The 20,091-nt window shown below is 35.9% G+C and carries 19 protein-coding genes and 2 pseudogenes; 4 read left to right on the top strand and 17 right to left on the bottom strand.

Features of this window, described 5'->3' with window-relative positions:
* The first annotated feature begins 4 nt into the window (after positions 1–4).
* The gene (locus ACUN26_RS02995; RefSeq protein WP_001175567.1) at positions 5–1,546 is read left to right on the top strand and encodes a SagB family peptide dehydrogenase; all 1,542 of its coding nucleotides are present in this window, start codon (positions 5–7) and stop codon (positions 1,544–1,546) included.
* A gap of 91 nt (positions 1,547–1,637) precedes the next feature.
* Complete coding sequence (locus tag ACUN26_RS02990; protein ID WP_000025730.1) at positions 1,638–2,228, top strand: class I SAM-dependent methyltransferase; 591 nt, start codon at positions 1,638–1,640, stop codon at positions 2,226–2,228.
* A 31-nt stretch (positions 2,229–2,259) separates the two neighbouring features.
* On the opposite strand, the gene ACUN26_RS02985 is transcribed toward ACUN26_RS02990, so the two are convergent.
* The 3 genes and pseudogenes from ACUN26_RS02985 to ACUN26_RS02975 form a co-directional block, all read right to left on the bottom strand.
* Positions 2,260–2,670, bottom strand: coding sequence for a DUF3908 family protein (locus ACUN26_RS02985; RefSeq protein ID WP_000996796.1), 411 nt, complete (start codon positions 2,668–2,670; stop codon positions 2,260–2,262).
* A 250-nt stretch (positions 2,671–2,920) separates the two neighbouring features.
* Positions 2,921–3,410: pseudogene (locus tag ACUN26_RS02980) on the bottom strand (GNAT family N-acetyltransferase).
* Between the two features lie 76 nt (positions 3,411–3,486).
* Positions 3,487–4,821, bottom strand: a complete 1,335-nt coding sequence (locus ACUN26_RS02975; RefSeq protein WP_001110248.1) for an FAD-dependent oxidoreductase — start codon at positions 4,819–4,821, stop codon at positions 3,487–3,489.
* A 199-nt stretch (positions 4,822–5,020) separates the two neighbouring features.
* Here ACUN26_RS02975 and ACUN26_RS02970 point away from each other — a divergent pair, with 199 nt between their 5' ends.
* Complete coding sequence (locus ACUN26_RS02970; protein WP_000336278.1) at positions 5,021–5,443, top strand: hypothetical protein; 423 nt, start codon at positions 5,021–5,023, stop codon at positions 5,441–5,443.
* Between the two features lie 46 nt (positions 5,444–5,489).
* Here the strand turns inward: ACUN26_RS02970 and ACUN26_RS02965 are convergent, their stop codons facing one another.
* A complete protein-coding gene (locus ACUN26_RS02965; protein ID WP_001099929.1) occupies positions 5,490–6,725 on the bottom strand; it encodes a TcaA 3rd/4th domain-containing protein in 1,236 nt (411 codons plus the stop codon).
* A 19-nt stretch (positions 6,726–6,744) separates the two neighbouring features.
* A complete protein-coding gene (locus tag ACUN26_RS02960) occupies positions 6,745–7,530 on the bottom strand; it encodes a zinc ribbon domain-containing protein (RefSeq protein WP_000650067.1) in 786 nt (261 codons plus the stop codon).
* Positions 7,531–7,731: 201 nt separating this feature from the next.
* Here ACUN26_RS02960 and ACUN26_RS02955 point away from each other — a divergent pair, with 201 nt between their 5' ends.
* The gene (locus ACUN26_RS02955; protein ID WP_000397504.1) at positions 7,732–8,565 is read left to right on the top strand and encodes a hypothetical protein; all 834 of its coding nucleotides are present in this window, start codon (positions 7,732–7,734) and stop codon (positions 8,563–8,565) included.
* Positions 8,566–8,767: 202 nt separating this feature from the next.
* Here the strand turns inward: ACUN26_RS02955 and ACUN26_RS02950 are convergent, their stop codons facing one another.
* From ACUN26_RS02950 to trpC, 12 genes and pseudogenes are all read right to left on the bottom strand, one after another.
* Positions 8,768–10,345 (bottom strand): glucosaminidase domain-containing protein, encoded by a 1,578-nt coding sequence (locus ACUN26_RS02950; protein ID WP_000472907.1) that lies wholly within the window; start codon positions 10,343–10,345, stop codon positions 8,768–8,770.
* 491 nt (positions 10,346–10,836) lie between these two features.
* Positions 10,837–11,256 carry a YxiG family protein gene (locus ACUN26_RS02945; protein ID WP_001084723.1) on the bottom strand — a complete coding sequence of 140 codons (420 nt, stop codon included), beginning with the start codon at positions 11,254–11,256 and terminating at the stop codon, positions 10,837–10,839.
* Positions 11,257–11,325: 69 nt separating this feature from the next.
* On the bottom strand, positions 11,326–11,502 hold the full coding sequence (locus tag ACUN26_RS02940; protein ID WP_000509719.1) for a hypothetical protein: 177 nt from the start codon (positions 11,500–11,502) through the stop codon (positions 11,326–11,328).
* A gap of 106 nt (positions 11,503–11,608) precedes the next feature.
* A complete protein-coding gene (locus tag ACUN26_RS02935) occupies positions 11,609–13,054 on the bottom strand; it encodes a hypothetical protein (protein ID WP_000537250.1) in 1,446 nt (481 codons plus the stop codon).
* A 494-nt stretch (positions 13,055–13,548) separates the two neighbouring features.
* Positions 13,549–13,890, bottom strand: a pseudogene (locus ACUN26_RS02930) (RHS repeat-associated core domain-containing protein); the annotation flags it as partial.
* Positions 13,891–13,925: 35 nt separating this feature from the next.
* Entirely contained in the window at positions 13,926–14,609 is a 684-nt protein-coding gene (locus tag ACUN26_RS02925; RefSeq protein ID WP_001128599.1) for a DUF2278 family protein, read from the bottom strand.
* 91 nt (positions 14,610–14,700) lie between these two features.
* Positions 14,701–16,200, bottom strand: coding sequence for an L-lactate permease (locus ACUN26_RS02920; RefSeq protein WP_000996264.1), 1,500 nt, complete (start codon positions 16,198–16,200; stop codon positions 14,701–14,703).
* 114 nt (positions 16,201–16,314) lie between these two features.
* Entirely contained in the window at positions 16,315–16,674 is a 360-nt protein-coding gene (locus tag ACUN26_RS02915; protein WP_000946157.1) for a DUF4029 domain-containing protein, read from the bottom strand.
* A gap of 74 nt (positions 16,675–16,748) precedes the next feature.
* A complete protein-coding gene (gene trpA, locus ACUN26_RS02910; protein WP_000537847.1) occupies positions 16,749–17,525 on the bottom strand; it encodes a tryptophan synthase subunit alpha in 777 nt (258 codons plus the stop codon).
* 3 nt (positions 17,526–17,528) lie between these two features.
* Positions 17,529–18,722: a tryptophan synthase subunit beta gene (trpB, locus tag ACUN26_RS02905; protein ID WP_001105048.1), complete on the bottom strand. Its 1,194-nt coding sequence runs from the start codon at positions 18,720–18,722 to the stop codon at positions 17,529–17,531.
* Complete coding sequence (locus ACUN26_RS02900; protein ID WP_000865150.1) at positions 18,719–19,333, bottom strand: phosphoribosylanthranilate isomerase; 615 nt, start codon at positions 19,331–19,333, stop codon at positions 18,719–18,721. The genes trpB and ACUN26_RS02900 overlap by 4 nt, the downstream gene beginning before the upstream one ends.
* Positions 19,330–20,091 carry an indole-3-glycerol phosphate synthase TrpC gene (gene trpC / locus ACUN26_RS02895; protein WP_000536706.1) on the bottom strand — a complete coding sequence of 254 codons (762 nt, stop codon included), beginning with the start codon at positions 20,089–20,091 and terminating at the stop codon, positions 19,330–19,332. The genes ACUN26_RS02900 and trpC overlap by 4 nt, the downstream gene beginning before the upstream one ends.

Raw genomic sequence — 20,091 nt, 5'->3', positions numbered from 1 at the left:
TTTCATGCAGCTAGATACTTTTTTACATCATCTCCATTTCACTATTGATGAAATTATGCCGAATCATAAGGTGGACTGGGAAGACGCACCGCTTCCTTATAAGTTATATCGAAATGTACCTGTCATCCCTCTCTCTTCAGAAATCCCAATATCTTTGCCGAACTCTTCTACTACACCTACTTTGGATGAGATTGGTCCTTACCTTTTGTATTCATTTGGTATAACCCAATTATGTCAGCTCAATAGCGAAAGAAATTTATTCCGGAGGTCTATCCCTTCAGGTGGTGCTTTATATCCGAATGAATTGTATATATATTTAAAATTGGATCATTATCCAGACGGGATTTACCACTATGACGCTGCGTATCACCGACTTATCTTACTTCGCGAAGGAAATTTCGATTCTTATCTTACAGACGCACTCGGCAATCGCTGTAACATACATTCTTGCTTTGGTGCTGCATTTGTATCCACTATGTTTTGGAAAAACTTTTTTAAATACAATAACTTTTCGTATCGTCTGCAAGGATTAGATAGCGGCGTTCTCATCGGTCAATTACTCGAATGTGCGAAACAATTCGGTTACACAAATGGCATATACTTTCAATTTCTAGACCGTGCAATCAATCATTTACTCGGACTGACCGAAGGAGAAGAAAGTGTGTATGCTGTTATTCCTTTAAGTACAGAACCGAATATAGATTGGTTCCACGATGATTATCGTAAAAATAAAACCGTTACTTCTCATGACTTATTGCAGCAAATTCCACCTTTAGCACATGAGCATTTCGTTCGTTCCAAACATGTGGAAGGATATCCGATGATAACAAAAATAAATGAAGCATCTATGATTGAATCGACAGAACACTTCCAAACACTAGCTCATGAAGAGTACTATCAACATCATGCGCACACTGTACAGCTACCGAAAGTAGAGCGTTTATCGTATGATTTCTTACAGCTTTGTAAAGAGCGGTACTCCCCTAACGATGACTTTACTTTAACGAAATGGGATGCAGCTGAGCTCGCTACTTTACTACAAGAAACGAGTCTCTCCTTCCCCTATTACAACGACCTTGATGGCAAGTATATAAATGAAAATGCACGCGTCTCCTTGTATGGATGTTTTTATAACGTAAAAACTATTGAAAACGGGGCTTATGCTTATAACATTAAAACACATTCCATACACCCAATTCGGTATGGAGACCTTCGTTACCCCCTTCAGTCTAGTATGACGATGGATAACGTAAACCTTTTTCAAGTACCACTTTGCTTACATGTAGTTGGAAAGAAGGATTACTACACACGTGCATTAGGCTATAGAGGATATCGCATTCACCAAATGGAAGCTGGTATACTCGTTCATAAACTCGTTTTCGCTGCGACCGCTATGGGGATGGGTGGTCATCCGTTACTAAGTTTTGATACAAATTCTTGTGATCAATTGTACGGGATTGATGGTGGAAATGAAACATCACTTATTCAAATTCCTGTTGGGGCGTATCGAGCGCGGAATTGGTTAAAAGGGTCTTTGCATAATTAAAAGCACGCCGTCCACCGGCGTGCTTTTTTAAAGGACTTAATTTATAAAAAGCGAAATAAGTATATATTCTTACATAAAAGGAGAGTCTGATTTGAGCATTTTACAACAATTAATTCAGCAAGCAAAAAATCCTCGTGGAACAATTGGTTCTTCCATGCTTTGTATTATGAACGCTGCACATACGAAATTAACAAAGTGGGCGTTGCAAAAAGTGCATATAAAGACAGAGGCAGTTATATTAGATATCGGCTGTGGCGGAGGCAAAACAATACACACTCTTTCAAAAAGAACTACATTTGGGAAAATATACGGGATTGATTACTCCGATCAAGCTGTTGAAAACTCAAAAAAAGCAAATATGAAAGATGTAAAAACAGGGAAAGTAATCATTCATCAAGCTAACGTCTCCTCTATTCCTTACAATACGAACTTCTTCGATCTCATTACCGCCTTTCAAACTCATTATTTTTGGCCCGATGTTGAACACGATATAAAAGAAGTGCTTCGCGTCTTACAACCGAACGGATCCTTTTTATTAGTGGCTGAAACTTTCAAAATTCAATATCATATGAAGAAATTTAAAACGACGGAAGAATTAATAAACCTTTTTTATAAGACGGGATTTAAAAGTGTGAAATGTTATGAAGAAAGAGGTTGTATTTGTGTAATCGGAAATAAGTAAAAAAGCAGACCCTTAAGAGTCTGCTTTTTTACTAGATTACTTTAAAGATACTCTTAATTTGTCTTGCAAATAACCAATTTTTCGTACCATAGTTATCATTTAAACTATCTAAATTGATAGTTTGTCCGTTAGCAAACTTTAATTCTAACGTTGTATTTTTGTCATTTGTTTTTAAATTACTATTTGTAATGGCATCATACTTTAATTTTTCAATCTCAACATATTCGTCTTTTTCTTGTCCGATAACGACATGGTCTTGGAAGAAAAACAATACTTCTACTTTCTTACCGAAGCAAAATACATTTTTCGTATAAATTAATGTCGCATTATCAAGTCCGACACATACTTCTTTCATCTCTTCAACAACGTGTCCAAAATCTTCTTCCTGTCTTGCGTTTGATTCCGCAATCCATTCCTCGATTGTTTTCATGTTAATTGCCATACTGCGCCCCCTGGTTCGTTCATTGCTTTGTAAAAAAACAAATACTATATGACAATATAAGCGATACGTACTTTGTTTTCAAGGGTGAACCTTATATTCAAAATAAAGTGAAACTTTAATCAGTAGGAGGGCTGTTCATCCCCCACTGATTATCAGCCCTCACCAATCGGGCGTTTACGAGCAACCCGACTCCCACAAATAGCGGGATAAAGCTAAATTTCAAAGTAATATACGAGGAACACTTATTTCATTATATTTTAAACGTTTGAACGAGGCATTCTTCATCATCAATCATTTGTTTTCGTTCATCAAATTCAATGTTTAACTCTCTATATACTTTCTTCCAAAACGAAACTGCCGGTACATTTTTTAGAAGTTCGATAACGAAATACTGTCCTCGTTTCTCTTCTAGTAAATTTTCAATAACTTGTTTACCGATTCCTTTTCCCCTATATTGATTCAATATGAAAATGTCATTCATACAAAAATCGTTTTCTTTCTTCAAAAATGGACGTTCTAATAATAATAAAAATCCTACAATACTATTATCAATTTTTATAAAATATGGAGTGATTCCGTCATTTTTCCAAAACAAGTGTAAATCTTTATATTCCAAAAAAACCATTTACTCCAATCGTTATATTAGTGGTGAATTTGGAAAGGTCATGAAGATATAATGCGTACAAATTACGTAATATTTCTTTTTCTGATTCTTGAACTCTTTGAAGTGCTACAACCATTTTTATAAATCGCCCTCTTTATTATTCAATAAAAAAGATTACTTCCCTTTACAAAAAAAGTAGCACTTTAAAAGTGCTACTCCGCTCTCCTTGCTGCTTGCTGAATTGGATCCCAAACGCTATTATATGGTGGTGCGTAACTTAAGTCGACGTCTTCTAAATCGTGAATGCTCATTTTATTGAAAAGCGCCATTGCAATCACATCAATACGCTTATCTACACCTTCTTCCCCAATTACTTGTCCACCCAACAATTGCTTCGTATCGGAGCGATATAGCAATTTTAAATAAAGTGGTTTCGCATTTGGATAATAGCCCGCCATATTTGTTGAATCTACTTTAACTGTTTTATACGGGATATTGAGCCCTTTCGCTTCTTTTTCATTTAAGCCTGTTCTCGCGAGTGTCAAATCCATAAATTTAATAATGCCTGTACCTAACGTACCTTTAAATGATCTTCGTTTATCAACCATATTGAGTCCAGCAAGTCGTCCTTGTTTATTGGCAGTCGTTCCAATTGGAATATGATCATGAATTTCTTTTATAACGTGATAATGTGTCGCGCAATCACCAGCAGCATATACGTCTTGCACATTCGTTTGCATATATGCATTTACTTCAATTGCCCCTTTATGATTTGTACGTATATTGGTTCCTTCAAGAAAATCAGTATTTGGCTTTACTCCGACAGATACTAAAACAAGATCTGCTTTATATGTACCTTTATCCGTTTCAATCTCCTCTACTCGCTCTTTTCCTCTAAAAGCTTTTACATTTTCATTCGTTACAATTTCAATATGATGTTTATCCGCTTCTTTATGTATATATTCCGCCATATCTGCATCATAAATCGTACCGATATGATTATTTCGCTCAATCATTCTTACTTTCTTACCAAGCTCGACAAATGTTTCTGCCATCTCCAGTCCAATCGCACCGCCGCCAATAATTGTTACGTCTTCAACTTTGTTTGTTTCTAACGTTTTTAATATACGCTCAGCATCTGGAATTGTTTTTAAAAGATGAATGCCTTGTAACTCTCGTCCTTCCCATTCTGGCATAACAGGACGCACTCCCGTCGCAATTAATAAACGGTCATACGTAAATTCAAAAACATCTTTCGTCTCCGTATGCTTTGCGTACACAATTTTCTTTTCCGTATCTACTTTCGTTACTTCATGTCGCACTTTCGCATCAATTCCGTACTTATCACGAAACGTCTTCACGTTACGCGCAATTAATTTTTCCGTCGAAGCAATAGCACCACTAATGACATACGGTAATCCGCACTGAGCGTATGAATAGATTTCACCTTTTTCTAACGTCACAACTTTTGCAGTTTCATCGTTTCTTACAATTTGCATGGCTGCACTCATCCCAGCTGCATCTCCGCCAATAATGACATAGTTCACTTTACCACTCCTTCTTTTTTACCTACTCTTTACAATTTCCATATTTTATAGAAATAACACCTATTCCCATTGTAAAGAAATAATATTTCATCTACAAATTTAGTGCACAAACCTATGCCTGAATAGGTAACCGTCGTGTCTTATAAACAACATGTTTAATATGCTATAACAGTAACTATTGAAAGTAGGTGAAACATACATGTGCCCTGGCCTTCTCGCTCAAACTCCAGATGAACCGCAAGAACCGAAAGCCGCCACGCCACTTGACCAAGAATTTTCCATTAACGCAACCATATACAGCGCTCGTGCTTGGTTATCTGACAACGATACCTACGCACAAGATATTTGGAAAGGCACTCGCTTCGCTTCAGCATCACATGCTGGTAAGTCCATATTTCCAAGTGGTACTATTAAAGTTATTAACTTATCTGCAGATACAATAACGGTTACTACATCAGGAGATTCAGATCATAATCTCAAAACAGTCGTAGCACCCTATTCTGAAGTAGCTTTATCACCTAGTTCTTTATCCGCCGTACAGGCTAGTACATCAGGAAAAGCAAGTAAAGTCACATTTCTCTTTCACATCTTTTTCTCAAGAGATCCTGGTCCAGCTAAATAATCATAGAAAAGGTACAGTAATACACACTGTACCTTTTTCACGAACGCTATTCTCTTGATTTAATCAATTCAACATTATAAGCTTCAATATCCGTTAGCTTTCCTGTAAAATACGGATTTTCTCTGTACCAAGACTGTTTTGAAAAATACGCTTGCATATCTTTCGTTTGAAATATATTTCCATGTCTTGCGTATATTTCGTTTCTAGCAATTTTCAACTGTTCTTTCGTTACATACGTTAAATCTGCATTCGTTAATTTTCGAATATTACTATCAGGGAAGATAAAACCATTGTATACATACCCAGTCGTAGGTGGCGGAGTAACATTGTAAACGACTGTTTTTTCTACGCTTTTCTTTTCGAATGGAAGGTTATAAGCCGAAAGTGCTGTTACCGTTTCTACTTTTGTTGTTTCCCTTCCGCTTTCTCCATTGCGTTCTAAATAAATCGTCGCACTTCCATCAGTTGCTACGGGACCCCACGTAATTTCTTCTCCGGTCAATGCGGTAACTGGCTTTTGATTCACATATAATGTCGCACCAGGCGCGTTCGTTTGAACTGTAATATATTGCCCTTGCAACGTTAAATCTATCGTTACATTATTTTGACTTTGTTTCATAAGTACAACTTTTTCCTCGCGTGATAGTTTTACATGGTCATTTTTATATTCCACTTGAAACACTTGAGCTCCTGGAAGAAACGGTCCATATTGCTTCTGAAAATTTTTGTCTTCTGTCTTATCGATTTCTTTTCCGTTCATTTTTAAAGATGCACCTTTTTCATTTGAAAGCAAAGTCGTATAATACGTCCTTGCCTTCAATTTATACCGATCAAATATAAAGTAATGTTTCCCGTCTTTCGTTAAAGAAAAATCCGCTCTTTCAATTCCGTCCCCTTGCTTTTCACCTTGCTTTAAATATTGTTTCAATTCATTCACGTAAGACGGATTTTCTTTTATATATGAAAATAGAGGCTTGAAACTCTCTCTCGTTACAATAACCGATGGGTCATCTGTCGTAATAATCTCAGCTAATTTTTCTCCGTCTCTCTCTTGTAAAATCGTAATCATCCGGTCTACTTGTGCCACCTGCGCATAATACGATGATCCATACAAATACAATCCAACAATCGCTATAACAAGTAGTGCTAAAAGTGTAATGCCAATTTTTGTACCGCTCCCCATTTTCTTCTTCACCACTGGAATTTCTCTCTTTGTACCGCAGTTTTGACAAAATTGCACACCATCTACAAACTGCGTTCCACACTTTGTACATACATTCATCCGTTCAACCACCTTTGCATTAGAAGCCAGTTAATCCCTGTGTAAAGGCTTGAATTACAGTGCTAATGTAAGACCAAAGTACAATAAATGTTGCGATTCCAATGAAAACATTTGCAATAAGAAGTGTATAAACAAGATCTAATCCGCCGTTATCTAATTTTAATATGGCTACAATTATACTAATCCCTATATAAGTTGTAGCTAAAGATAATAATATCGGTGAGAAAAAGATTAATAAGAAACTAAAAAGAAAAGTAAGGACTAAAATAGCAATAACCGGCGTTGCTATCGTTCCCCATATGCCGAATACTTCAAGAAACGAAAAAGAGGATTTCATCATCTTACCACTTATAAAAATAATGAATCCAACAAACAAAGTTAAAATTAATAAAAAGAAAAATACCGTTACAGATTCTCCCAAAAATGTAGGAGTATATACTTCTGGCACTAGCGTTCTCGTAACAGCTGCACCAGCACTCATCATTCTATAAAAAATACATGCTCCTAAAAAACAAATAAGAACAAGACTGACAATTCCATTTCGCACTTCGACATTGCCACTTTGCATAATCGCTGTCGGTGCTTGAAATGCCTGTTTAAAAAACCGAAAATAGCCACTCGTAAAACGCTTTGCTTGCTCTACCGTTTCATTTGGACGAGTTTCCTTCGCTTGCTCTGCATGCGATGATTGCTGGTTTTCTTCTTGGACACCACTTGCTACTACTTCTTCGGTTAACGAATGTCCACAATTCCCGCAAAACTTTGCTTCTACTGCATTTTCTGTATGACATGCTGGACATTTCACGCTCTCATCCCTCCTTAAGCATATATCTTATAGGATGTTACAAGTTCAATATATGACTTTGGACATAAAACATGACTACAAGAAACAGATTATGAAATCCTGCTTTTGAAAGAAAATATATAGACTAGTAATCTAGAAAAATAATGCTATTATGAAACAGAGCAACTAAAGTGAAACTTTAAACAGATTGGATGAAAGGCAATGGAATTTGTAAACTCAATTTTTCAAATACTCCTTACAAGCGTGATCCAGTTATTTTCTTTAATTGGAGTCATCATTGTAATCGGATTTCTATTAGGTTATTTAGAATCTCTCACACGAATGTATTGGTGGAGGGCTTTCGGAAGAAAAGGATTTCTTTTGACTGCGTGGATTGGTGTTCCTATTCATGAACTTGGACATGCCATTATGTGCGTACTATTTCGTCATAAAATTGTAGCAACGCAGTTCTTCCCAACAGATACGAGCCAAGGTGCGTTAGGTTACGTACAACATCAATACAATCAAAAAAGTGTATATCAACGAATTGGGAATTTCTTCATTGGAATTGGCCCTATTATTTCTGGTATTACTGCATTAATCCTTTTCATGCGCTATTTCGTACCAGAGTCATATTTTTTATTTAATACAACTCTCGAAAAGACGATTGCATCTACTTCTATTACTTTAGAAATGGTTCAAAACATGCTCTTGTCGACGTTCGTATTATTGAAAAGCTTATTTACAATAAACAATTTATTGAATCCTTCCTTTTGGTTATTTTTATTTATCGCTATTTGTATTTCTGCACATATCGCTTTAAGTAAACCAGACATTAAAGGATCCATTGACGGTGTCATCTTCATGTTTATCGTATTGTTTTTATTTAATATAATAGCAGAACTTTTTCAGTACGACAGTAACCAACTCATCGGGAAAGTAATGAAATATAATATGTATCTCATTGCATTTTCTAGTGTGGCGCTGCTGTTCTCGTGTATTTCTACACTTGTTAGTTTTGGGTTTTATAAAATAAGAGGAGGGCGTTCGTTGTGAAATGCCCCCGTATTAAAAAAGCGCAACTAAGCAACCTGAGTTCTATATTTATATGGACTCAGGTTGCTTAGTTTTTTTGAAATCTTTGATAGTTATACAAGTGCATATATTTGCGCACAGCAACTTTAACCTCATCAAACCTATTAATAATTTAAAACATATAAAATACCCCTTTTAGCTTTTTCTAAAAGGGGTATTTTATTTACATATTTAATCCAGCTTTTAATACCCAATATTTATTTCCATTCATTGTGAGTGAGAATTCAATCCATCCGTTTGGATCTTCACGATAAATAAATACAGGTGTACCCGTTGCTAGTGTGCCTTGATCATTTTTCGTAACTGACTGACTTTTAATTGTACCATCAAATGGATATGGTACAACGTAATAGGAAGTAGCTAGTTTAACAGTTTTTGTCGTTCCTTGTGAGTATGTTTTATATGGAATATCACTTGATAGGGCGTCGACATTTAAAGAGTTTGGATTTTTAGGTAATTTTTTCGCATATACATAATCTTTTTTCTGGAAAGGTTTAATACGTTCCATTATTTTTACGATTTTAGCAGACCACTCTTGATCTGTTGAATACATGACATTCATGCCTTTTAATGTTGGTCCGTTAAAGTATGATCCGTTTGCTTCTAAGTACTTTTCTCTTACGTAGTTTGCGTTATAAGAAATACTATCACCGAAAGTTGGTAAATATTTCGCATACTTAAATGGATCAGCATCGTAAGCACGTAACCCAAATAGGTTATGTTTACGATATGCAATTTCAGATTTACCATATCCCGATTCTAAAATAGCGTGTGCAGCTAAATAAAGAGCATTGACACCATGTTTAGCTTGAGCTTCAACAAAGTCATTCCCATGTCCAATTAATGGGCTGTCTGGATGATATTTTTTAATATTAGCATCAATTTCTGCACCAGTCACATTTGAAGCGTACGTTAAATCAAGATCTAAATATGTGGTAGCAGTGATGTTATTTTCAGGAATCCAAGCACCGCTCTTGTCGAAATGGTACGTCGTTCCATTGATTGAAGCAGTTCCAGTTTGCATCATACCGTTGGATTGCAAATAATACCATGTATCGCCATCTTGTAGCCAGTCCGTCTTCATTGCACCATTATTTTGTAAATAGTACCAACTTCCATCTATAAATGACCAACTCGTTTGCATTGCTCCACTAGCGTTTAAATAATACCACGTATTATTCACTTGCAGCCATCCGATTTTCATTGATCCATCATTTTGGAGGTAATAACGGTTGTTTCCATCTTGTAGCCAACCAATTTTCATTCCGCCACTTGAATTTAAGTAATACCACTTATTATTATCAAGAAGCCAGCCAGTTTTCATAGAACCATTAGAATTTAAATAATACCAAACTCCTTGATTTAATAGCCAACCCGTTTGCATTGCTCCGCTAGCGTTTAAATAATACCAAACTCCTTGATCTAATAACCAACCCGTTTTCATAGAACCATTAGAATTTAAATAATACCAAACTCCTTGATCTAATAGCCAGCCAGTTTGCATTGCTCCACTAGCGTTTAAATAATACCAAACCCCTTGATCAAACAGCCAGCCAGTTTGCATAATGCCGCTTGAATTTAAGTAATACCATTTCCCATTTTGTTGAACCCATCCAGATTGTTTTACAGCATTTACATTTACAGTTGCTGTATTAGAAGTTGTTACAGTTTCAGCTAAACCTGTTATAGGAATAGAAATTATACTAGATGTTAAGACAATTGCTGCAGCTTTTTTAAACATTTCTTCCTAGTACTCCTTTTATTAATTTTTTAGTTTAATAGTTATCTAACTACTATTGTAACAAGGAAGACGAAAAAAACAACTATAACATTGTAGATATTTAATAGTATAATATTCGAATTATTAATATTGAGTTTTTAGGGGGAATTTATAAAGGAACATGTTCATAGAAGGATTGGAAAAAGTTGATTTGTAAAGTCAGCTCGTTAGTTTTTATTGTACATCTTCTTCTTTTTTAATAAGAGGGTGCTGCAAAACCCTCTTATTATTAATAAATTTGATGCTTACTCTCCATTATAAATTTATATACTACACTCTAATTACTCAAAGAAAATGTTAAATCACATTGTTTTTAATTCTAGTTTTGTTCCAGCTTTTTGCATTCCCTGTTTTAAGTGCTTTTTATTGGACGGAGGTGTGTTGGCAAGCTTGTAATTTTTTGCCCCTAAACGATACCCAGCTCCGAACGAAATAACTATACTAAAAAACAACTACATTTTAAGATTAATCACTTTACCATTAAGAGAAAATTGTTTTGCTTCAACTAACAAAATAGAATCCCAAATCTCTATTATAATATTTACTCCTGTGGAATATTTGCTACTCCATTCTTTCTCATTTTGTAAACTCAATTTAACTTCACTCAGATTTGGATCTTCATAATAAATCGTTGTTAATTCTAAATAATCTACTTTTTCTCTATCATAAAATGCAAATCTACGCTTTTCATCATCTTTAACATAATAAAACGATGACACTTCTATCAATACTAATTTATAATCTTTTATCACTCCGTTATCAATTACCTGCAATGTAAATTTAATATTATCATTTAACAAATCTATATGTGTCTCTAAAATGGTAGCGCCCCATAAATCATCTAATATAGACTGTATATTAATACTATTCATGTAGCTTTTCATCCTTTTCTAACGTTTTTTATTTAATGTATGACGTATTTGCTTATAAGACTTTCTTAATCAATTAACACGTGATTTGCCTTTGTATCCTTTATAAGCACTATAGCCACTTATCGCTACAGGAATAAGCCAAGGTGCCTGTCCATCTGGATTTGTCAGCATCACTGGATTATTATCACCATACGTATACCCATTCTGCGTTACAGAGGCATCCTCTTCACCCAGATCATGCCCCATACAAAATCCCTTCTTTACTTTATTATATATTTTTCCCATTCCTGTTAGTTCTCATAAAAAATACAAACCTTTTTAATGAGGTTTGTATTTTTTATCTACTATTCAGTTATCTTGTCTTTGTCCATACACCGTTTGCATCTACCCAGTATTTGCTATCAACCCACGTATTTTTGCTCATTTTTCCAGTAGATGGGAAGAAAGAATACCACTTACCATCTATCTCTTTCCAACCTGCTGCCCTTACTCCATTTTCATCAAAATAATACTTTTCACCCTCAAGAGAAATCCACCCTATTGCCATCGAAGCATCATTTTGCAAATAATAGCCCTTACCATTATTGAACACCGAACCTATTACCGCTTCACCTTTTGTATTAAAGTAGTACCATTTTCCACTATCTTGTAGCCACCCAGTTACTTTTACACCTTTCTGGTTTAAATAATACAGTTTACCGTTTTCTATTCTCCATCCTGTTTTTCCATTCTTCCAGTCAGACATCATTTCACCGTTTTCTTTAAAACCATACCATTTACCATCAATGAAATGTTTTCCTACTGCCATTGCACCATTAGAGTGTAAGTAATACCAATTTCGATCTTTTTGTAACCAACCGGTCACCATAGAACCACTAGCGTTTAGATAGTACCATGTATTATTTACTAATATCCAATCTGTCGCCATGGAGCCTTCTGCATTTAAGTAATACCAATGACCGTTTACTAACGCCCATCCTTTCATCATGGAGCCACTTTCTTTCAGGTAATACCACTTGCCATCTACTAGCGTCCAACCTGTTTTCATTGCTCCATCTGCACTTAAGTAATACCACTCACCATTTACTAACGTCCAACCTGTCACCATAGATCCGTTTTCTTTCAAGTAATACCACTTGCCATCTACTAGTACCCAACCTGTTACCATCATTCCGTTGTCATTCAAGTAGTATTGTTTTCCATTTTCCTTAAACCAACCTGTCACAAATTCCAATTTTTTCTCATCAAAATAATACCAGTGTCCTTGTGTTTCTCCATATTCCTTGAAATAATTCCAACCAACTACTGGCTCCAATAACGTAATGTTACCACTGCTCAGTTCTTCCATGCTTTCTCTCTCTGAGCTACCTCGTGGCTCATGAACGTTAGAGTTATATGCTATTAAGCCCAAAACTCCTGAATGGATCATATCAATTTCCCAAGTTCCAACCTGCTCAAAATCAAAATAAGTATTTAATACACCTTCATACAAATCTGTTTCCGAATTATATTTTAAATTGACATACTCATAAACTTCTTCTTCCTCTTCATCTAAATAAGGAAGGATATACTTGATGCTTATATCAGAACCTATGCCATTTGGATTATTAACCTTGACGGTAACTTTCACTTTCATTTCATTACCAAAAGAAACCTCACTTGGCGTTACATGAACACTATCGATCCAATCACTCTTGTTTTCTGATTCTGCACCAACTTCTTTACTAAACACCACACTCATCATAACCATGACTACAAGCATCATCGCTTGCATCAAAATTTTCTGCCTCGTACCCATATATATGTAGCCTCCTGCATCCATAAAATTGTGACTTTCAGGGTGGAAAACAGACAAGTCTAGAATAATATAGTAAACTCCCAAACTATCTTACCATTCTTTTTTATTATCCATTAAAAACAGAACATCCGTTCAATCCCCTTACATAAATTAAAGGATAAGAATAAAAAAAACAAGATAGATTTTACATGTAGAAACACTTTCATTTGTAATTACGAAAATATTCCTACAATTCCTCGTAAATCATTTACAGACTACCCCTATATCCCTTATATTAAAAGTAACCATATGCAGATACTACACAATGTGTAAAAATCACTTAATAAATCATACATGTGACAAAGGATTAGAAAGGACTTATAAATAGTAAAAAGTAGTGACCATGAATTCTGATCCTATCAAAAACCTTTTATAAGTTATCATTTTCAATCATTATGAAAAATACCACTATTAATAATTCATGAACAGTTTCTATGCCTTCAATAGCGATCACCATACATAACAATTTCTTTATCATACATGTATCCCGCGTATCCAAATGGATTCTCTGCTGCGATACCTTTTGCGTCACTCTTTAATACGTTCCCCCATGCATCATATTCATAGTTTACGACAACTTGTCCATTTGGGTCTGTCATCGCTACTACGTCACCACTTGGGTTGTAGTGATAGAATAACGTTTGTCCTTGTGCTTTCATTGCTAGACGAACGCCGGCCATTGAGTATACATATTGACGAAGTACGTTTCCACTACCATCTGTCTCGTATAACGGATTAATACTGTCACCATCGTAGAAGTAACGTGTGATTTTTCCATTTACTTCTTTTTCGAAACGAAAAGAGCTCGTTCATGTCGAACGAGCTCTTTTCATCAATTATTTTTCTTATAATTACAATTCTCAACCGGAACACGAGCATGCCCTTCTTCATCCGTACACCATGACTGCGACTGGAATGCAAGAAAGATACCGATCCATTCTTCTTCCTTTTCAAAATGAATGAGTATTCCTCCGTCTTGCCATATACCATCATCACCTTGCCATTTTTCTACATTTCCTTGATTCATATGAATATCATGTATACCGTTTCCTGGTTCAAAATGAAAGTAAGAATCGGGTGTATTTTCTTCTGGCCCCCATCTTTCACCGAACGCGTAAATAATCGTACTTTCTTCTATCGCTCGCTTTATATACCGCTCAATTTTTTCATTTAAATCATTATCAGCTCCTGCTTTTTCAGGTGGTAAAGGGATCATTTGATTTGAGTCAAATAGATTTCCTCTTACATAATCTAAAGCTACTTTCGGTTCATTGTTTTTTATTTCTGTAAAACCGAATGGTAATGTCGGTAAAATATGAATCGCCTCTGACCTAATATTGTTACTCGCAAAATATAAAACTTCCGACGGATAACTTTGCGATTTCACGTTAATTGCAATACGATAATCTACTCCTGCTTCGCCTTGTAAATGAACTTGATAATGAGGTGTTTTCCCTTTTCCAATCTTTGATTGTATAACTGTACCTTTTAACACACCGTAGTTTTTTAGGGGCATACATTTCATCTCCTATTCATTTAGTAGAAGCTTTTCATACTTAAGGCATTATCCATATAAAAAGAAAATCCTCCTTTTTCAGGAGGATTTCTTATTTTCTCAACATATACCAAAAAATAACCTCCACCACTACAAGTAACACCGCACCAAAGATCATTAACGTCGTCTTCTTTAATAGTTCATTTTCACGATACGGGATATTACATAAATAAGCACCTAGTGTAATGCGTGATGGACAAGCGATTGTCGCCACTGACGATGCGGTGTTTTGAAGTGTTGTGACGTATTGCCACGGGAGTGCTACGTTTTGTGCTGTTTGCATTTGTAGTTTTATAAACATCGCATTTGATCCTGCGTTACTACCTGTTAAAAAACCACCGATACCACCGATGAACGGAGCAACGAAAACGAAAAAGGTACCAAATGTTTCACCAGCTGTTTTTGCGAGTAATGAATGCATACCAGATGCACCCATTAGTTCTGAAATGGCGATAAACATCGTCGTCGTAATCGCAAAAGGAATCCATTGTTTTATCGTTTGCAAGAGTGATTGTTTCATAATATGAGATGGAATGCGGAAGAAAATAATTGTAAATAAACAAGTCATGCCGAGCCAAAAACCTGGTGAATATAGCATTTCTAATTTGTAAGAATATGATTTTAAATCAAGGACTGCATATGATCTGAACAAATCATGTAATGGTGGAACGAGGCGAGAAAGTAAAATACAAACTGTTAAGAAGATATAAGGGCTAATAATTTTTATAATGGATACTTCTCTCTCCGTTGCCGCAGCATGTTCTGTTATAAAGGTTTGCTCATTTTTCCCTTTTAGTTTAATGATAAGAAAGCCAAATGTAATGGTAACGATAGAACTTAATATACCTGCTAGTTCAACACTTACGTATGCGTTAGAAAGATAGATTCCGAGAGAAAATAATAGAAAGAATCCTATCCCTTCCTTCCACTTTTCTATAACTGCCTGAAAGCCACCGACAACGTATAAAGAAAGGATGATAAAGTATGCGAAAATCGGTATGCTTAATAATGCTGTATTTGTACCAAGAGTTGTGAGCGGCATATTTATAAGCTGCGAACCGATAATCGTACCAGTTGCCATTGCGCCCCATGAACTAGCTAGTAAACCAATAAATGAAAGTAGTACAGCTTGAAACGGTTTATAGCCTAATGAAAGAAAGATAGGTGCTGCAACCATGAAGCCAATTCCGAATCCACTTACCGATTCAATTAGTGGGCAAATACCAAAGCACATAAGAAGCATTTGTAATAAGCGATCATGAGTAACTTCTTCTAGAAAACGCGCTACTTGATCGATGTACCCCATTTTGTTCATGAGGTGAAATAAAAAAATACCGAAAAATAAAACATACCCGACAATAAAACAAATTAACCAACCTTTAATCGTTGCATGCACAGTTTCACTTATCCTTAATTGAAACGTTGGCGAGAGTAAAACGATTCCAACAGACACCGCATAAGAAATTAATGAGGACCTTAATGACGTTTGTTTAAATAAAAATAAACAAATGAAAATCATCATAATTGGGATAAGTGCCAACAATATGGCCATGTTATCATCTCATTTCGTTAAAAATACAATTTTTAACTATTATATAACAGATGTAATATTTTTCAATTGTTTTTACAACAGAATCAAAAAGAAGCCGTTTGGCTCCTTTTTGATTCACTCCCATTTTCTATTATCCTCAAAAACCGTCTGCTGTCCGATTATTTTTCCTAACACAACAAACACAATGTAAGCACATATCGCTTGCAGTACAATATTCCCAAGTTTCATTAATGAAAATGAATAAATCCATTGAAATAATTCATTTAATAATACAATCGAAACGATACTAAATAGTTCTATACTAATTGAAAATATACATACTTCTAAAATAGATTGCTCTTGAATCCGATTTAAGTTGGAAAAGATGAATACATACCCTACAAATAGAGCCATCAACTCTATTTTCGTCATGCTAATAAGCCAAGCGTACAGTGGTACAGTTAAAAGAAGATATAGTAGTTTACGTCTTAGCATGCTTTCTCACCCTCTAAATTATATGTATTTTCTGTATATTTTAACATTTATTACGCAAAACAAAAAGAAGAGACTTACGCCTCTTCTTTTTGTTTTGTTGCCTGTATTAATTCACATATTTCTTCTCGTTTTTCATTTTCTAACAGCTCAATAACTTTACTTCCAACGACAACTCCGTCACATATTGTAATCATTTCTTCTACATGTTCCTTTGTTGAAATACCGAACCCTGCCACTACCGGTAAATGCGTATGTGATTTTACTTTTTCTAAGTAACTATGAATTTCCTCTTTAAAGTTTTGACGCACTCCCGTTACACCTGCTACTGTAACGGCGTAAACGAATCCTTCTGATTCACTCGTAATTTTTTCGATTCGCTCAATTGGGCTCGTTACTGTAACGAGTGGAATTAGCGCAATGTTTGCCTCTCGAAGTAACGGGGCAATAATATTTTGTTCTTCATACGGTAAGTCTGGAACGATAATACCGTCCACACCTGCCTCTAAGCATCTCTCAATGAATTGTTCTTTTCCGAATGCGAGTACTGGATTTACATATGTCATGAGTACAAATGGAATTTGCACTTCTTTCCTTACTTCTGCTAACGCTTGAAAAATGCCTTTTACTGTTACGCCGCTATCTAGCGCTCGTTTCCCTGCTCTTTGAATCGTTGGACCATCTGCGACTGGATCTGAAAATGGAATACCAATTTCAACGATGCTTGCTCCTGCTTCGTCTAGAAAACGAATTCTTTCTTTTAACTTTTCAAGTCCACCATCTCCGCCCATTACGTACGGAATAAATGCTTTTTTACCATTTTCAAATACTGCTTTAATTTTTTCTACTCCCATTTTTTACACCTCTTCCATATAACGTTTTATACTCTCTACATCCTTATCACCGCGGCCAGATAAACAAATGACAAGCCCTTCGTCCTTCTTCATTTGCGGCGCTAATTTTAATGCATATGCGACAGCATGCGAGCTTTCTAAAGCCGGAATAATCCCTTCTTTTTTCGTTAATAATTGAAATGCTTCTAACGCTTCATCATCAGTAATGGAATGATAAGAAACGCGGTCAATATCTTTTAGCAAGCTATGTTCTGGCCCAACACCTGGGTAATCAAGTCCTGCTGAAATAGAGTGTGCTTCTTGAATTTGTCCTTCTTCATTTTGCAGAAGGTACATCATCGATCCGTGTAAAACACCAACGCTTCCTTTCGTTAAAGTCGCTGCGTGCTGTTCTGTATGAACGCCTTTCCCTGCTGCTTCTACGCCGTAAAGAGCGACTTCTTCATCGTGTACGAACGGATAAAACATGCCCATCGCATTACTACCACCGCCAATACAAGCAACGACTGCTTCTGGTAACTTTCCTTCTAACGCCTCATATTGTTTTTTCGTTTCTTTCCCAATTACACTTTGGAAATCACGGACAATTTGTGGGAATGGATGTGGCCCGAGAACAGATCCCATAATGTAGTGCGTATCATGCACATGTGAAACCCAGTAACGAAGCGCCTCGTTTACCGCATCTTTTAATGTTCCGCTACCTGCCGCTACACTTTCTACTTTCGCTCCGAGTAATTCCATTCGAAACACATTTAATTTTTGACGTCTCACATCTTCTTCCCCCATAAAGATGACGCATTCTAATCCAAGTAGGGCACATACAGTAGCGGTTGCCACTCCGTGTTGTCCAGCCCCTGTTTCAGCGACAACTTTTTTCTTGCCCATTCGTACTGCAAGAAGTGCCTGACCAATTGTATTGTTAATTTTATGAGCTCCTGTATGGTTCAAATCTTCACGTTTTAAATAAATCTTTGCACCGCCGCAATACTTCGTCATATTTTCAGCGAAATAAAGCGGTGTTTCTCTTCCGACGTACGTTGTTAAATAATGATTTAATTCCTTTTGAAACGCTTCATCTTGCATCGATTCTTTATATGCTTCTTCTAGTTCTAATACAGATTGCATTAACGTTTCTGGAACGTATCGTCCTCCGTATATACCGTAGTGGCCTTTTTCATCTGGATATGCGTAGTTCATTTGGAACACTCCTTCGCTTTTTTAATAAATTGTTTTATTTTCTTTAAATCTTTCTTTCCTTCTGTCTCCACTCCGCTACTTACATCGACCATATACGGCTGAATAGTTCGAATCGCTTCTTCTATATTAAGAGCGTTTAATCCACCAGCTAATATCGTTTTCTCTCGCAACTCTTTTGGCATATGCTCAAGTAGTGCCCATGAAAATTTCTTTCCATTTCCTCCGCGAAACTTTTCTTTCGGGCTATCAAACAATATATAATCCGTTTCATATGTTTGAGCGTTTTTCATATCAGCCTCTGAAGTTACTCCTAGCGCTTTTATAGACGGAATATTCAATCTTTTAATTTGATGATTATCTTCATCCCCATGTAGTTGCACATGCGTTAACCCGCATTCATCTGCAATTTTCTGGATCTCTTCTACTGATTCATTTACGAAAACACCGATTTTTAATACGTTTGCTGGAATCTCCTGAATGATTTCTTTCGCTAGCCTTGGAGTGATTTTCCGCTTACTTTCTGCAAAAACAAATCCGAGTGCATCAACTCCGTATTCACAAGCACGGTTTGCCGTTTCAACATCAGTGATGCCGCAAATTTTCACTTTCATATGTTCACCTTACAATCTTCAAAAAAGGTACGAATAGAAGATGATGTCATGAGTGCTTCTCCAACTAATACACCTTTCGCTCCAGCTCGTTTGACACGAATAATATCTTCTTTTGAATGAATCCCGCTTTCACTAATCCAAAGTAATTTCTCCTCGTTTAATCGTTTTCCAAGTTTTTCTGTTTGGCTTAAATCGACTTCGAATGTTTTTAAATTACGGTTGTTAATACCGATAACGTGCGGATTTAATTGGATTGCAATTTCTAATTCCTGTTCATCATGAACTTCAACGATCGCTTCTAATCCTTTTTCTAGTACGTAGCTATAAAGCTCTTTTAACTTTTCTTTCGTTAACGCCGCTACGATTAATAAAATAAGATCTGCACCAGCTTCATACGCCCTATCAATTTGGATTTTATCGATTATAAAATCTTTGCATAAAAGCGGAATGTTACTTTCTGCTCTTGCAGTTTGTAAATCGTGAAACGATCCTTTAAAAAATTGACCGTCTGTTAAAACCGAAACTGCTCCTGCACCGCATTCTTCATAAGTTTTCACTTGTTTTCGTACATCAACGTGTACATTAATATCTCCTTTTGATGGTGATGCTCGCTTTACTTCTGCAATGACAGTAAATTGCTCTAAAGCTTTTACGAGTGAGTATGTTTTTCTTTTTTCATTCCCTGGTGTATATGTTTCATATAACTCCGCAACTTCTTTTTTCTTCTGCTCTACAATTTTGTCTAAAATCGTCCCCAC

It is taken from the genome of Bacillus sp. WC2503 (assembly GCF_052682895.1).
This window is presented reverse-complemented; position numbering and strand designations above follow the sequence as displayed.